12 protein-coding genes are annotated in these 15,196 nt (G+C 73.3%); 11 read left to right on the top strand and 1 reads right to left on the bottom strand.

Annotated features, from left to right (window positions below; translation table 11 throughout):
* The 10 genes from VK611_08800 to VK611_08845 all read left to right on the top strand — a co-directional run.
* Window positions 1–1,320: hypothetical protein (locus VK611_08800; protein ID HMG41416.1), on the top strand; the 1,320-nt coding region annotated here is incomplete at its 5' end.
* The gene (locus VK611_08805) at window positions 1,317–2,726 is read left to right on the top strand and encodes a DUF1116 domain-containing protein (protein ID HMG41417.1); all 1,410 of its coding nucleotides are present in this window, start codon (window positions 1,317–1,319) and stop codon (window positions 2,724–2,726) included. The genes VK611_08800 and VK611_08805, both read left to right, overlap by 4 nt.
* A complete protein-coding gene (locus VK611_08810; protein HMG41418.1) occupies window positions 2,723–4,153 on the top strand; it encodes an FAD binding domain-containing protein in 1,431 nt (476 codons plus the stop codon). The genes VK611_08805 and VK611_08810 overlap by 4 nt, the downstream gene beginning before the upstream one ends.
* Window positions 4,150–6,573 carry an aerobic carbon-monoxide dehydrogenase large subunit gene (cutA, locus tag VK611_08815; GenBank protein ID HMG41419.1) on the top strand — a complete coding sequence of 808 codons (2,424 nt, stop codon included), beginning with the start codon at window positions 4,150–4,152 and terminating at the stop codon, window positions 6,571–6,573. The genes VK611_08810 and cutA overlap by 4 nt, the downstream gene beginning before the upstream one ends.
* The gene (locus VK611_08820; protein HMG41420.1) at window positions 6,570–6,950 is read left to right on the top strand and encodes an SRPBCC domain-containing protein; all 381 of its coding nucleotides are present in this window, start codon (window positions 6,570–6,572) and stop codon (window positions 6,948–6,950) included. Before cutA ends, VK611_08820 begins: the two co-directional genes overlap by 4 nt.
* Window positions 6,947–7,846 (top strand): carbon-nitrogen hydrolase family protein, encoded by a 900-nt coding sequence (locus tag VK611_08825; protein ID HMG41421.1) that lies wholly within the window; start codon window positions 6,947–6,949, stop codon window positions 7,844–7,846. Before VK611_08820 ends, VK611_08825 begins: the two co-directional genes overlap by 4 nt.
* The gene (locus VK611_08830; GenBank protein HMG41422.1) at window positions 7,843–9,915 is read left to right on the top strand and encodes a hydantoinase/oxoprolinase family protein; all 2,073 of its coding nucleotides are present in this window, start codon (window positions 7,843–7,845) and stop codon (window positions 9,913–9,915) included. The genes VK611_08825 and VK611_08830 overlap by 4 nt, the downstream gene beginning before the upstream one ends.
* A complete protein-coding gene (locus VK611_08835) occupies window positions 9,912–11,759 on the top strand; it encodes a hydantoinase B/oxoprolinase family protein (protein HMG41423.1) in 1,848 nt (615 codons plus the stop codon). Before VK611_08830 ends, VK611_08835 begins: the two co-directional genes overlap by 4 nt.
* A gap of 54 nt (window positions 11,760–11,813) precedes the next feature.
* On the top strand, window positions 11,814–12,560 hold the full coding sequence (locus tag VK611_08840) for a hypothetical protein (protein HMG41424.1): 747 nt from the start codon (window positions 11,814–11,816) through the stop codon (window positions 12,558–12,560).
* A gap of 254 nt (window positions 12,561–12,814) precedes the next feature.
* Complete coding sequence (locus VK611_08845; protein ID HMG41425.1) at window positions 12,815–13,321, top strand: hypothetical protein; 507 nt, start codon at window positions 12,815–12,817, stop codon at window positions 13,319–13,321.
* Here the strand turns inward: VK611_08845 and VK611_08850 are convergent.
* On the bottom strand, window positions 13,293–13,871 hold the full coding sequence (locus VK611_08850; protein ID HMG41426.1) for a TetR/AcrR family transcriptional regulator: 579 nt from the start codon (window positions 13,869–13,871) through the stop codon (window positions 13,293–13,295). The two genes, VK611_08845 and VK611_08850, sit on opposite strands and share 29 nt — an antisense overlap.
* Window positions 13,872–13,971: 100 nt before the next feature.
* Between VK611_08850 and VK611_08855 the strand changes: the two genes are divergently transcribed.
* On the top strand, window positions 13,972–15,196 hold a 1,225-nt coding region (locus tag VK611_08855; GenBank protein ID HMG41427.1), incomplete at its 3' end, for an amidohydrolase family protein.

Consider the following 15,196-nt stretch of genomic DNA (forward strand, 5'->3'; position numbering starts at 1 on the left):
CTCAACCTGGGCCTGCTCGCCGACGGCGGCTTCCCGCTGCCCGAGGTGACGCCCGACGACCTGGTCGTCGCCGTGCAGGCCGACGACGACGCGGCGGCGCAGGCCGCGGTGGCCGAAGTCGAGCGGGTGCTGGCCGAACGGCCGGCCGCGGCGGCCCACGGCGGCGCAGCGGTGCCGTCCCACACGGTCGAGGCCGCGCTGGCCCGCGCTCCCGAGGCCGGCGTGGTGGTCGTCTCGGTGCCCGGCCGGTACGCCTACGTCGAGGCGGTCGCCGCCGTGCGGGCCGGCCGCCACGTGATGGTGTTCAGCGACGGCGTCGACGTCGCCGACGAGGTCGCCCTGAAGCGCGAGGCGACCGAGGCCGGCGTCCTGGTCATGGGGCCCGACTGCGGCACCGTGATCCTCGGCGGGGTGGGGCTCGGCTTCGCCAACGTCGTGGTGCCCGGCCCGGTCGGTCTCGTGGCCGCCTCGGGCACCGGGGCGCAGCAGCTCTGCGGGCTGCTCGACGGCGCCGGCGTCGGGGTCCGCCACGTGCTGGGCGTCGGGGGACGGGACCTGTCGGCGGCCGTCGGCGGGGTGTCGACCCTGGCGGCCCTGGCCATGCTCGACGACGACCCGGCTGTCGAGGTGATCGCCGTCGTGTCCAAGCCGCCCGACCCGGCCGTGGCCGAGCGGGTCGCGGCCGCGGCGGCGGCCTGCCGCACGCCGGTGGTGCTCGCGATGGTCGGCCCCGGCTTTCCCACGCTGACCGAGGCCGCGGCCAGGATCAGCGACCTGCTGGGCCGGACGTTCGGCGAGCGCTCGTGGTGGGGACCGGCGCCGGAGCCCCGGCCCGGCCCGATCCTGGGCCTCTACAGCGGGGGGACGCACTGCATCGAGGCGATCGGGATCCTGGAGGAGCTGGTCGGTCCGGTCCGCTCGAACGTGCACCCCGACCCGGGGCGGCGCATCGGGCCCGACGACGACCCGGCCGGCGACCACGTCCTGCTCGACCTGGGGGACGACGAGCTGACGGTCGGTCGCCCCCACCCGATGATCGACCCGACGCCGGTCGCCGAGCGGCTGGCGATGGCCCAGGCCGGGGTGGTCCTGCTCGACGTCGTGCTCGGCCACGGCGCCCATCCCGACCCCGCCGCCGTGTTCGCTCCCGCGATCGAGCAGGCCGGCGTTCCCGTCGGCGTGACCCTGGTGGGCACGGCCGGCGACCCCCAGGGCCTGGAGCAGCAGGCCCACGCCCTGGTCGCTGCCGGCGCCTGGGTCCACCGCAGCAACGCCCACGCCGCCCGCCGTGCCGCCGCGACGGTCGGGAGCCGGGCATGAACGGCCTCCTCCAGGCACCCGGGACGGTCGTGACCGTCGGCGCGCCGATCCTCGACGAGGCCCTCGCGGCCCAGGGCGTGGCGACCGTGCCCGTCGAGTGGCGACCGCCACCGGCGTCGTCGGCCGCCGCGGTGACGGCGGTGACCCGTGAGTCCCAGGTCGCAGAGGCCAACCGCAGCGCCGTCGAGCGCATGGGCGCGGTCCGGCCCCGGCTGGTCGACGTCGCGCCGGCCGCCGAGGTGGTCGGCATCGATCGTCACCAGCTGCTCCACGCCGGTCCGCCGATCGGCTGGGACGCGGCGTCCGGCCCGCTGCGGGGTGCCATCGTCGGCGCCTGCCTCTACGAGGGTTGGGCCGACACGCCCGAGTCGGCCGAGGCCCTGGCCGCCTCCGGGTCGATCGAGCTGTCGCCGTGCCACGACCACGCCGCGGTGGGGCCGATGGCCGGCATCGTGAGCCCGTCGATGCCGATGTGGGTGCTCGACGACGCCGACGGCCGCACCAGCCGCAGCACCCTCAACGAGGGCCTGGGCAAGGTGCTGCGGTACGGGGCCTTCGACGACGCGGTCATCGAGCGCCTGCGCTGGATGGAGCGGGTCCTCGGGCCGGTGCTGGCGTCCGGCCTGCGCCGTCACGGGCCGCTCGACATGACCACGGTGATCGCCTCGATGCTGACCATGGGCGACGAGGGGCACAACCGCAACCGTGCCGGCACGTCGCTGCTGGTCCGGGCACTCGCCCCCGACCTGGTCCGCAGCATCGACGGCGCGGGCGGCGGCGGGCACCCCGCCGACGACGTCGCCGACGTCCTGGCCTTCGTCGCCGGCAACGACCACTTCCTGCTCAACGCGGTCATGGGGGCGGCCAAGCTGGTGGCCGACGCCGGCGCCGGGGTGACCGGATCGACGGTCGTGACCACGATGGCCCGCAACGGCACCGACTTCGGCATCCGGGTGGCCGGCACCGGCGACCGATGGTTCACCGCTCCCGCAGCCGTGCCGGACGGGCTCTACCTCGGCGGCTTCGGCCCCGACGACGCCAACCCGGACATCGGTGACTCGGCCATCACCGAGACGGTCGGGTTGGGCGGGTTCGCCATGGCGGGCGCCCCGGCGATCGTGCAGCTGGTCGGCGGGCAGGTGGGCGACGCGGCGGCCTGGACCGAGCTGATGTACCAGCTCACGCTGAGCGAGCACCCGGTCTGGGCCCTGCCCACGCTCGGGTTCCGGGGCGTGCCCTTCGGGATCGACGTGCTGCGCGTCGTGCGCACGGGGGTGACGCCGATCATCAACACCGGCATGGCCGGCCGGGTGGCGGGCACCGGACAGGTCGGTGCCGGCCTGGTCCGCCCACCGCTCGCCTGCTTCACCGCCGCGCTCGACGCCCTCGCCCAGGAGCTTCCGTGAAGCCGCCGCCGTTCACCTACCACCGGCCAGGCACGGTCGAGGAGGCGGCGCGGCTGCTGGCCGACCTCGGCGACGGAGCCAAGGTCATCGCCGGTGGGCAGAGCCTGGTGCCGCTGCTCAACTTCCGTCTGGCCAGCCCCGAGCACCTGGTGGACGTCAACGCCGTGGCGGGGCTCGACGAGCTGGCGATCGGCGACGGCGGGGTCGAGGTGGGCGCCACCGTGCGGACGGCCCGGCTGCTCCGCGACCCGGCGGTGGCGGCCGCCCATCCGCTGCTGGTCGAGGCCACGGGGTGGATCGCCCACGGCGTGATCCGCAACCGGGGGACGGTGTGCGGCTCGCTGACCCACGCCGATCCGGCCGCCGAGCTGCCCGCGGTGCTGGCGCTGCTCGACGGCAGCGTCGAGGCGGTGGCGTGGCGCGGCGGTGCCCTGGCCCGCCGGTCGGTCGGGGCCGCCGACCTGTTCGACGGGCCCCTGATGACGACGCTCGATCCGGACGAGCTGGTGGTGGCGGCCACGTTCCCGGCGCTGGCGCCCGGCACGGGCTGGGCCGTCGAGGAGCTGGCCCGCCGGCAGGGCGACTATGCCCTGGCTGGCGTGGTCCTGGCCGTGTCGGTCGACGGCGACGGCACCCCGATCGGGGGGCGGGCTGCCTACCTGTCCTGCGCCCCGACGCCGGTCGTCGTCGACCTGACCCCCGCCCTCACCGACGGCACGGTCTACGACCTGGTGGCCGCGGCGCTCGACCCGACCGGCGACATCCACGCCAGCGGCGAGTACCGGCGGCACCTGGCGGCCACGCTCACGGTCCGCGGCGTCGCCCGGGCGCGGGAACGGGCTCACCTCCGCCCCGCGGCCCCCTCCCCGAGGCAAATTGCGTTCGAAAACCCGCCTATGGCGGGCGGATCGACGCAATTTCACGGGGATGCGCACGAGGTGGTGGTGACCGTCAACGGGGTCGTCCGGTCGGCCCGGGTGCCCGCCCGGCGGCTGCTGTCCGACATGCTGCGCCACGACCTGCGGCTCACCGGCACCCACGTCGGCTGCGAGCACGGCGTGTGCGGTGCCTGCACCGTGCTCCTGGACGGCGAGCCGGTCCGGTCGTGCCTGACCTTCGGGGTGATGGCCGAGGATGCCCGCATCACGACGGTCGAAGGCCTGGCCGGCCCGGGCGGCGAGCTCGACCCGGTGCAGCGGGCCTTCCGCGAGTGCCACGGCCTGCAGTGCGGCTTCTGCACCCCGGGGTTCCTGCTGCTGGCCACCGACCTGCTGGCCCGGCAGCCCGACCCGTCCGACGACGAGATCGCCGAGGCCCTGGGCGGCAACCTGTGCCGCTGCACCGGCTACGTCAACATCGTGCGCTCGGTCCGCCGGGCCGCCGAGCTGCTGGCCCAACCGGCCGACGTCGAGGAGGCCCGCCCGTGACCACCCAGTGGTTCGGCGAGCGGGTGGAGCGCCGCGAGGACCAGCGCCTGCTCACCGGGACCGGCCGGTTCCTCGACGACGCCGGGCACGACGCGCTCGCCGTCGCCTTCGTGCGCAGCCCGTACGCCCACGCCCGCATCACCGGCGTCGACGTCGCCGACACCCTCGACGTCGACGGGCTGGTGGGCATCTACACGTGGGACGACCTGCCGGGACGCCTGGCCGATCCGCTGCCCCTGCTGATCCCGCACCCCGACCTGACGCAACCCCGCACCCAGTACGCCCTGGCGCACGGCGAGGTGAACCACGTCGGCGAGGCGATCGTCATGGTCGTGGCGGTCGACCGCTACGTGGCCGAGGACGTGGCCGACCGCATCGTCGTCGACTACGAGGCCCTGCCCGCGGTCGTCGGCCTCGACGCCGCCCGCCGCGCCGAGCACCTGGTGCACCACGACGTGCCCGGCAACGTCGCCGCCGTCACCACCCAGGAGCTGGGCGATGCCCGTGCTGCCATCGCGGCCGCGCCCCGGATGCTGGAGCTCGACCTGGCGATGGAGCGCTCGCTGTCGTCGCCGCTGGAGGGGCGCGGGGTCCACGCCCGCTGGGACGCCGACGACCAGCGCCTGCGCATCCGCACCTCGACCCAGACCTCCACCGGCGTGCGGGCCGCCGTGGCCAACATCCTCGAACTGCCCGACGTGGCCGTCGAGGTGATCACCCCCGACGTGGGCGGCGGCTTCGGGACCAAGGTCCTGCACCCGTACCCGGAGGAGGTGCTGGTGCCGTGGGCCGCCCGCCTGCTGGGCCGCGAGGTCAAGTGGGTCGAGGACCGCTACGAGCACTTCGTGTCGGCCACCCACGAGCGGGGCCAGCAGCACCACGTGCGGGTCGGGTTCGACGACGACGGCGTGATCCTCGGTCTCGAGGTGGAGTTCTGGCACGACACGGGCGCCTACTCGCCCTACGGCATCGTCCTGCCGATCATCACCGCCACCCAGCTGCCCGGGCCCTACCGCCACCGCCACTACCGGGTCACGTTCACCTCGCTCTACACCAACACGGTCACCTGCACGCCCTACCGGGGTGCCGGGCGGCCGCAGGGCTGCTTCGTGATGGAGCGGACGGTCGACCGCATCGCCGCCGAGCTGGGCCTCGATCGCACCGAGGTGCGGTCCCGCAACCTCATCGGCCCGGACGAGTTCCCCTACGACCTCCAGATGACGTTCCAGGACGGGCGCCCGCTGATCTACGACTCGGGCGACTACCCGGCGGCACTGGAGCGGATCAAGGAGCTGGTCGGCTGGGACGGGTTCGCCGCCGAGCAGGAGGCCGCGGCGGCCGAGGGTCGGCACCTGGGCATCGGGCTGGCCTGCTACGTCGAGGGCACCGGCGTCGGTCCCTACGAGGGTGGGCACGTGCACGTCGAGACCAACGGCCGGGTCATGGTGGCCACCGGGCTGACGTCGCAGGGCCAGGGCCACGAGACCGTGCTGGCCCAGATCGTGGCCGACGAGCTCGGGGTCGACATGGCCGACGTCTACGTGACCACCGGCGACACCCGCCGGTTCCCCTACGCGGTCGGCACCTACGCCAGCCGGGCCGCGGTCATGAGCGGGAACGCGGTGGCCCTGGCGGCCCGGGCGGTGCGGGCCAAGGCTGTCCGCGTCGCCGCCGACGCCCTGGAGGCGGCCCCGGACGACATCGAGATCGCGGGCGGCATCGCCTCCGTGCGGGGCACGCCCAGCCGGGGCATCCCGCTGTCCCAGGTGGCGGTGCTGTCGAACCCGCTGCGCTACTCGTTCTCCAAGGAGGCCCAGGCCGCCACGCAGTTCGCGGCGCCCGCCGATCCCGACGTGGCGCCGGTGCCCGACGACGAGGAGCCCGGCCTCGAGGCCCGCGACTACTACTCGCCGGTGCGCTCGACGTTCGCGTCGGGGATCCACGCCGCGGTGGTGGAGGTCGACCGGGCGACGGGGACGGTCGACGTGCTCCGCTACGCGGTGGTGCACGACTGCGGGCGGCTCATCAACCCGATGATCGTCGAGGGCCAGATCCACGGCGGGGTGGCGCAGGGCGTCGCCGGGGCGCTGCTCGAGCGACTCGTCTACGACGACGCGGGCAACCTCAACAACGCCACCTTCATGGACTTCCTGATGCCGTACGTCAGCGAGGTGCCGCCGATGGCGATCGCGCACCTCGAGACGCCCTCGCCGCTCAACCCGCTGGGCATCAAGGGGGCCGGCGAGGCCGGCGTCATCCCGGGTTCGGCCTGCCTGGCCGCCGCCATCGAGGACGCTGTCGGCGTACGCATCGAGCGCATGCCGATCTCCCCACCCGAGCTGTGGGCGCAGCTCCAGGAGCACTCTTTGAAGGAAAACGCCCCGTATGGGGTCATTTCCCTTCAAAGAAGGCCGACATGAGGCTCAACCTCTCCGTCCCGGCTCCCCCGGAAGGTTGGAACGCGCTCACCGACCCTGCGGTGCTGGCCGCGTCAATCCCGGGGTGCCGCTCCGCGACCCCCGGTCCGGACGGCCTGCGCCTCGTGGTCGACGTGGCGGTCGCCGCCGTCCGGGGTCTGTGGGCCGGGACTGTGGTGCCGGTCGACGCCGACGCCGTGCGCATCGCCGGATCGGGCGAGCCCGGGACGGTCGACGTCGTCGTGCGGGCCGACCCCGACCGCACCACGCTCACGGTCGAGGGAACGGTCGACGGTCCCCTCGCCGCGGTCGGTTCGACGCTCCTCGCCGCCGCGGTCCGCCGCTTGGCGACAGACACGCTGGTGAGGGCCGGACGATGAAGCCGTTCGTCGCCGCCGGGCTCCAGGTCGCACCGGTCGCCGGGCCGCTCGGCCCCGACACCATCGCGGCCAACGTCTCGGCCGCGCTGGCGATGGCCCGGCGCTGCGTGGACGCCACCGGCGCCGCCCTGGTCGTGGCGCCCGAGACCGTCACCACCGGCTTCGATCCGGGCCCGGGGCTCGACGCCGGCGCCCTGTGGGACCTGGTGGCGCCCATCCCCGGGCCGCTCACCGAGGACGCCCAGAAGCTCGCCGCCGATCTGGGGATCCACCTGGCGTGGCCCACCTACGAGGCCGGCCCGGAGCGGGGCGTGGTCTTCAACTCCGTGGCGATCGTCGGTCCCTCCGGCGACGTGCTCGGGGTCTACCGCAAGACGCATCTCTTCCCCGGCGAGCGGCGCTGGGGCACAGCGGGCGACGACGTCCTCGTCGTGCCTACCGACCTGGCTCACCTCGGGTGCATCGTCTGCTTCGACGGCGACTTCCCCGAGCTGGTGCGCATCGAGGCCGGGCTGGGGGCGCAGGTCGTGCTGCGTCCGTCGGCCTTCCTCCGGGCCGCCGACATCTGGGAGCTCACCACCCGGGCCCGCGCCTACGACAACCACGTCTACGTGGTGGCGCCCAACGCGGTCGGGGTCGACTCCGGCAACTCGGTCTACTTCGGCAACTCGCTGATCGTCGGGCCGACCGGCGAGGTGCTGGCCCGGGGCACCAGCCAGCCGGGCTGGGTCTCGGCGACGATCGGCGTCGACCCGATGGCCACGATCAGCCCCGGGTCGTCGGTCCGCCAGGGCTTCGACCACCTCGCCGAGCGGAACCTCCCCCTGTACCGGCGCTACCGCGAGGTCCTCGAAGCCGAGGCTCAGGCGCCGTTCCCCCTGGAGCGGCCATCGTGAGCCGCGGCCGGCTGCGGGTCGGGATCGACACCGGTGGCACGTTCACCGACGTCGTCGTGCTCGACGAGCAGACCGGCGCCCTCACCACCACCAAGACGCCGTCGACGCCCGGCGATCCCTCGGTCGGGGTCCTGACCGGGGCCGAGAAGGCCCTCGCCGCCGACGACAACGGTTGGGACGACGTCGCCTCCGTGTTCCACGGCACGACGGTCGCCACCAACGCACTGCTGCAGGGCGAGGTCACCGGGCTCGGCTTCCTCACCACCCGGGGCTTCCGGCACCTCCTCGAGATCGGCCGCCAGAGCGTCCCCGACGGCTACGGCAACTCGTACTTCTGGGTGAAGCCCGACCGCATCGTGCCGCTGCACCTGGTGCGCGAGGTGGCCGAGCGCCTCGACGCCACCGGCGCGGTGCTGCGGCCGCTCGACGATGCCGACGCCGCGGCCCAGGCCGAGTGGTTCCGCACCCACGGCGTCACCGCCGTCGGCGTCTGCCTGCTGCACTCCTACGCGGAGCCGGCGCACGAGCGGCGGGTGCGCGACGTGTTCACCGAGGTCTACCCCGAGTGCTCGGTGTCGATCAGCTCCGACGTGCTGCGCGAGTACCGCGAGTACGAGCGGTCGGTCACCACGCTGGTCGACGCGTTCGTGAAGCCGACGGTCGCCACCTACGTCGAGCGCCTCGCTGCCGAGCTGGCCACCCGGGCCCAGGCCGGCGTGCCGTTCTTCGTCATGAAGTCCAACGGCGGGATGACGTCGGCCGGGCAGGCGGCCCGCAAGCCGATCACGACCGTGCTGTCCGGCCCGGCGGCCGGGGCCCTGGGCGCCGCCGCGGTGACCAGGGCTGCCGGGTTCGACCGGGTGGTGACCCTCGACGGTGGGGGTACCTCGACCGACGTCGCCGTGATCCGCGGCGGCACGCCGTCGCTCACCACCGACGCCACCGTCGGGCGGTTCCCGGCCAAGGTCCCGATGATCGACATCGTCACCGTCGGGGCCGGCGGCGGGTCGATCGCCTGGGTGTCGCCCGAGGGGACGCTCAAGGTGGGCCCCCGGTCGGCCGGCGCCGACCCCGGGCCGCTCTGCTACGGCCAGGGCGGCACGGAGCCCACGCTGACCGACGCCGCGCTGGTGCTCGGGCGCATCCCGCCCCACCTGCTGGGCGGGGAGATGCCGCTCGACGTCGCCGCGGCCCGCGCCGGCATCGACACCCTGGCCGCCGCCGTGGGCCTGTCGCCGGAGGCGTGCGCCGAGGGCGTCCTCGAGATCTGGGCCTGGAACCAGGCCAACGCCATCCGGCAGGTCACGGTGCGGCGGGGGATCGACGTGCGCGACCTGGCCCTGTGCGCCTTCGGTGGCTCGGGCCCGCTGCAGGCCGGCCGGCTGCTCGACATCCTCGATCTCCCCGCCGCGGTCGTGCCGCCCGACCCCGGCAACCTGTGCGCCTTCGGACTGCTGACGGTCGACGTGCGGATCGACGACGTGCGCACGTTCGTCAGCGCCCACGCCTCGCTCGACCTCCCGGCCCTGGCCACGGTCTTCGCCGAGCTGGAGGGCGAGGCGGCGACGGCGCTGGGGGTCGAGGGGTTCGACCCGTCCGAGCAGCGGTTCGTGCGCTCGGCCGACCTGCGCTACGACGGCCAGGCCTTCGAGGTGCGGGTCGACGTGCCCGCCGGCCCGGTCGACGCCGAGCTGGCCGCCGCGGCGCTGGCCCGCTTCCACGACGAGCACCAGCGGCTCTACGGCTACTCCTACCGGGACCGCCCCGAGCACGGCGTCGAGTGGGTGAACGTGCGGCTGACCGGCATCGGTCCGCTCGACGCTCCGATGCTGGCGCCCGTCGCTCCGGGCACGGGAGAGGTGACGCCCTCGTCGTTGCGGCCGGCGTGGTTCGCCGGGGCGTGGCACGACACCCCGATCGTGGACCGAGCCGGGCTCGGCGCGGGCGACCTGGTCGCCGGGCCGGCGGTGATCGAGGAGTACGGCTCGACGGTGCCGGTGCCGCCCGGGGTCGTGGTCGAGGTCGACCGCCTGGGGACCCTGGTGATGCAGAGGAAGGGACCCACGTGACCGACGTCGACCCGGTGCTGCTGGAGATCGTCGAGGGGACGCTGGCGTCCGTCGAGGCCGAGGTCGAGGACCAGATCGGGCGCACCTCGCGCTCGCCGATGATCCGCGACCAGCACGACTTCCGGGCCGGGATCCACGACCGCCGGCTGCGCAAGCTCACCGGACGCTCCTACTCGGCGCTGGTCCACCCCGTGGTGCGCGACTTCCCGATCGAGACGATGCGCCCCGGCGACATCTACTTCCACAACGACGTGTACCTGTCGGAGGGCGGCATCGGCCACCTGCCCGACCTGTGCGTGACGGTGCCGGTGTTCCACGACGGGGAGGTGGTGGCGTTCGTCCAGGCCTTCGGGCACCACGACGACATCGGCGGCGCGGTCCCCGGGTCGATGCCGTCGCGGGCGACGTCGGTCTTCGAGGAGGGGCTGATGGTGCCGCCGGTCAAGCTGCACGACGCCGGCGTGCCCAACGAGGGCGTGATCCGCATCCTCACCCGCAACTCGCGGATGCCCGACTCGATCGCCGGCGACCTCGACGCCGAGTGCTCCGCCTGCCTGATGGGGGCGGCCCGCCTGGCCGACCTGTTCGACCGCTTCGGCCGGGCCGAGGTCGAGGCGTGCTTCGACGCGATCGTCGCGGCGTGCACCGAGACCTTCCGCCGTGAGCTGCTGGCCAAGATCCCCGACGGCACCTGGACCTGGGAGGACTACGCCGAGCACGACGGCGTCGAGTCGCCCCGCCTGCACCGCCAGCGCATCACGCTGACCAAGGCTTCCGACCCTCACCGGTTGCTGCTCGACCTCACCGGCACCGGCCCCCAGGCGAAGGGCCCGATCAACCACGCCGGCGACTACGCCGGCGGCAACTTCCTGAAGAAGTGGCTGGCGCCGATCCTGCGGAACCTCGCCGACACCCCCGAGCGCATGGCCGAGCTCGACGTGAACGAGGGCGTGGTCGACCTGATCGACATCCGCTTCCCGCCGCCCGGCACGCTCGTCACCCCGGTGTTCCCGGCGCCCACCAACGCCCGGACGTTCGTGATCCTGCGCCTGCTGGGCGTGCTCGCCGGGGTGATCGCCAAGGCGGTCGACGGCTACATGCCCGCCGACCAGGAGACGATCCGCTACACCGGGATCTCCGGGTACGACGCGTCGGGCCGGTGGTACCTCAACCGCGAGATCCTCGGTGGCGGGTCGGGCGGGCGCTACTACGCCGACGGCAGCGACACCATCCACGTGGTGCCCGAGTCGCGCAACCTGCCGGTCGAGTTCGTCGAGACCCGCTTCCCCGTGCGGGTGGAGTCGCTGGGCCTGGCGACCGACTCGGGTGGCGCCGGCCGGTTCCGGGGCGGGTTGGGCTACCGCAAGGAGATCCGGGCCCTGGAGGACGCCAGCTACATGTCGGTGGCCGACCGGTCGATCCTGTCGTGCTGGGGCGTGCGGGGCGGTCGGGCCGGGGCGCCGTTCCGGGTCACGATCGATCCTGATGGTCCCGCCGAGCGGGTCATGCCCGGCCTGTGTGACTGGGAGCCGGTCGTCGCCGGCGAGGTGATCCGGATCGAGACCACCGGGGGCGGCGGCTGGGGCGACCCGCTCGAGCGCGAGCCCTGGCGCGTCGCCCTCGACGTCCGCCAGCAGAAGGTGAGCCCCACCGCCGCCACCGCCGACTACGGCGTGGTGTTCGTCGACCCCGACGTCAGCGACCCCACCGTCGACGAGGCCGCCACCACCGAGCTGCGCGCCCGCCTCGCCGCCGAGCGCGGCACCCCACCGATGTTCGACCGCGGCCCCGGCTACCGCCACCTCTCCGGCGGCGCCACCCACGCCGACGTCGACCAGGCGTGAACCTGACGGAGGCGTTAGATTCCTGCCGTCCGTCGCAACAGAGATGGGGGAGCGGTGGAGATCTTCAACGACTTCTTCGAGTCAGCCGGTGCCGGGGAGATGCTCTCGCGAGCAGCGCACGTCCTCTCGGGGATCACCTGGATCGGGCTTCTGTACTTCTTCAACTTCGTGCAGACCCCGGCGTTCGCCGAGATGTCGGCCGAGGCCCGTTCCGAGGCCCAGCGCAAGCTCACGCTGCGAGCCCTGTGGTGGTTCCGGTACGCAGCCCTGCTGACGTTCCTGTTCGGCCTGATGATCATCGGCCTGAACGGTGACAACGCCGACCGCTTCTTCAAGGGTCAGGAAGGCGTGGCGATCATGACCGGCATGTTGTTCGGCATCACGATGCTGCTCAACGTGTGGGGCGTGATCTGGCGGGCGCAGAAGGTGATCATCGGGTCGGCCGAGACCGTCGCCAACGGCGGCGAGGCCGATCCCCGGGCCGCAGAGCTGGCGAAGCCCGCCGCCCGCGCCTCCCGCTGCAACACCCTGTTCAGCATCACGATGCTCTACTTCATGGTGTTCGCCGCCCACGGCGGGGGCTTCTGGCGTGAAGAGATCGGCAGCACCATCGTCTACTGGATCGTCGTGCTGGCGATCTGGGCCTTCATCGAAGCGTCGGCCCTGGGCCTGATCGGCGGTTACGACAACGCCTTCAACAAGCAGGTGTTCGACGACCACCGGCACACGATCGTCGCCGGCTTCGCGCTGCTCGTCGTCGTGTACTTCATCGGCTGGGAGCTCATCCTCAAGGCCATGTGACCGACCGTCCCCGACGGCATGTTCCCAGGTCACGTGCGGTAGCACCGCTGTGGGCCGGTCATCGGTAGTACAGATTGACGACTGTGAGGGATCGGGCTCTAGGCGGATTGGCACTGGTAGTGGTGGCTGCGTTGCGGATGGCGGCATGCAGCGGAGGCGACGACGAAGGTGGTGACGGGCTCGCACCCGCGGGGCGAGCCGACACGACAGCCCCGCCGTCGACCGCGTCGCCGCCGTGTGACGGCGTTCGGCACATGGTGGTGTTCGACACCAGCGGCACCATCACAGCGACCAAGGAAGAGGTGCTCGAGTGGTTGCGTGACCCGTCGGACGAGCCGACGCCGCGTGCCGACGCACCCGCGCTGGTGACGGCCTACTACGAGCGGGGCTACGAGATCCTGTACTCGACCGGCCTTCCGGGCACGAACATGATCGGCGACCAGCCGGTGCCGGAGGCGATGATGGGCTGGCTGGAGCGCAACGGCTTCCCTGTCGAGGGAACCCGTGTCGAGACCTCGCAGACGCCCGAGCCGTACACCGAGTTGAGCAGTGACCTGATCGCGCTGGCGGCAGAGGGCGTGGTCATCGATGCCGCGTACACCGACACGATCGACGACGTGCATGCGTTCGGCGTGAGCGGCGTGCGAGAGGTGTACCTGCTCGGGGGGCAGAGCGCGGGTGCGGTCTCGACGTCGGTGCCCGGCGACGACCTCGGCCCCAAGGTGGCCGAGATCATGGCCCTGCCGCCGGTCTGCGGCTGACGGCCGACGGCTGACGGCGGAGCAGGGGATCGGCGACGAAGCGCCGGAGGAAGGCGATCTGCTCGGCGCGGCTGCGGGTGGTCGGGAGGTCGACGGCGAGCAGGCCGGTGGTCACCACGCACAGCCACTCGGTGGCGTCCTCGGTGGTGACGCCGGGTCGCAGCATGCCGGCGGCCGCCGCTTCCTCCAGGAACGGCCCCACCAGCGGTGTCGTCAGGGCGACGAACGCCTGCGGGCCGCCGCCGATGCGGGCCACGGCGCTGTGGTCGTCGAGCGCCTGGTACCACCACTCGTCGCGCACGGCCTCGACCGTGCGGTGCACGCCTTCGGCGATGCGCTCGGCGGGGTCCCGGATGCGGGCGAGGGCGCGCTCCATCCGCTTCGCCCGGGCCCGGGCCAGCCGGATCAGCACCTCGCGCACCAGCTCGTCCTTGTCGGCGACGTGGCGGTAGAGCGTGGCGCGCGAGCAGCCGGCCAGTCGCGCCACCTCGTCGATCCGCACACCGAGCGGGCCGTTGGTCCGCATGACCTGTTCGGTGGCGTCGATCAACCGTCGGCGGAGATCCGTGACCGTTGCTGTGTCGATGGCGGCATGTTACCTTCGACCATGAGACGAAAGTGAAAACCGTCTCACGGGGGAAGGGGGAGCATTGACCGACGAGCGCTACACCGTGATCTCGGCCGACTGCCATGGCGGGGGCGACGTCGCCGACTACCGGCCCTACCTCGAGAGCCGGCACCTCGACGACTTCGACCGCTGGCGGGCCGCGTTCGAGAACCCCTACGACGACCTCCAGGACCACGGAGCCAGCCGCAACTGGGACCACCGGCGCCGCCTCGACGAGCTCGAAGCCGACGGGGTCGTGGCCGAGGTGATCTTCCCGAACACCGTCCCGCCGTTCTTCCCCACCTCATCGCTGCTGCACCAACCACCGGCCGCGACGGCCGGCGACCTCGACCTGCGCTGGGCCGGGCTCCACGCCCACAACCGCTGGCTGGCGGAGTTCTGCGCGGCGGCGCCCGGGCGACGGGCGGGCATCGCCCAGATCCTGCTGCACGACGTCGACCGGGCCGTCGAGGAGGTGCGCTGGGCCCGGGAGCACGGCCTCACGGGCGGCATCCTCCTGCCGGGCGCCCCGCCCGGCAGCGGCGTCCCGCCGCTCTACGCCCCCGACTACGAGCCGCTGTGGGCGGTCTGCGAAGAGCTGGGCATGCCCGTCAACCACCACAGCGGCAGCGCGGCACCCGACTACGGGCCCTACGCCGAGGCGAAGGTGATGTTCCTGGTCGAGGTGACCTGGTGGGCGCACCGCACGCTGTGGCACCTGATCTACGCCGGGGTGATGGAACGGCACCCCGACCTGCAGTTCGTGTTCACCGAGCAGGGAACCGCCTGGCTGCCCGAGCAGCTCGGCACGCTCGACTACTACTCCACCCGGATGCGCGCCGCGACCGGCTCGCAGGAGGCGATCTTCGGCGCCGAGGTGATGGCGAAGCTGAGCCTGAAGCCCAGCGAGTACTGGGCCCGGCAGTGCCACGTCGGGGCGAGCTTCATCCGGCCGCACGAGGTCGGGATGCGCCACGCGGTGGGCGTCGACAAGATCATGTGGGGCAGCGACTTCCCGCATCGCGAGGGCTGCTGGCCCTACAGCCACGAGCACCTGCGCCTGGCGTTCGCCGACGTCGACCCGAGCGAGGTGCAGGCCATGGTCGGCGGCAACGCCGCCCGGCTCTACGGCTTCGACCTGGACCTGCTGGCGCCGATCGCCGCCGAGGTCGGCCCCCGGGTCGACGAGGTGGCCGAACCCCTGGAGCCGGCCGACATCCCGCCCGGGAGCCTGCGCTGCCCGACCTTCGCCGCCGCCATGGCCCAAC

It is taken from the genome of Acidimicrobiales bacterium (assembly GCA_035316325.1).
Lineage (GTDB): Bacteria > Actinomycetota > Acidimicrobiia > Acidimicrobiales > VFJN01 > DASXTK01.

Excerpts from the sequence above, each read along its gene's own strand:
- VK611_08820 (HMG41420.1), top strand. The coding sequence starts at position 6,570 with ATGAGGCTCAACCTCTCCGTCCCGGCTCCCCCGGAAGGTTGGAACGCG.
- VK611_08825 (HMG41421.1), top strand. The coding sequence starts at position 6,947 with ATGAAGCCGTTCGTCGCCGCCGGGCTCCAGGTCGCACCGGTCGCCGGG.
- VK611_08805 (HMG41417.1), top strand. The coding sequence starts at position 1,317 with ATGAACGGCCTCCTCCAGGCACCCGGGACGGTCGTGACCGTCGGCGCG.
- VK611_08845 (HMG41425.1), top strand. The coding sequence starts at position 12,815 with ATGGTGGTGTTCGACACCAGCGGCACCATCACAGCGACCAAGGAAGAG.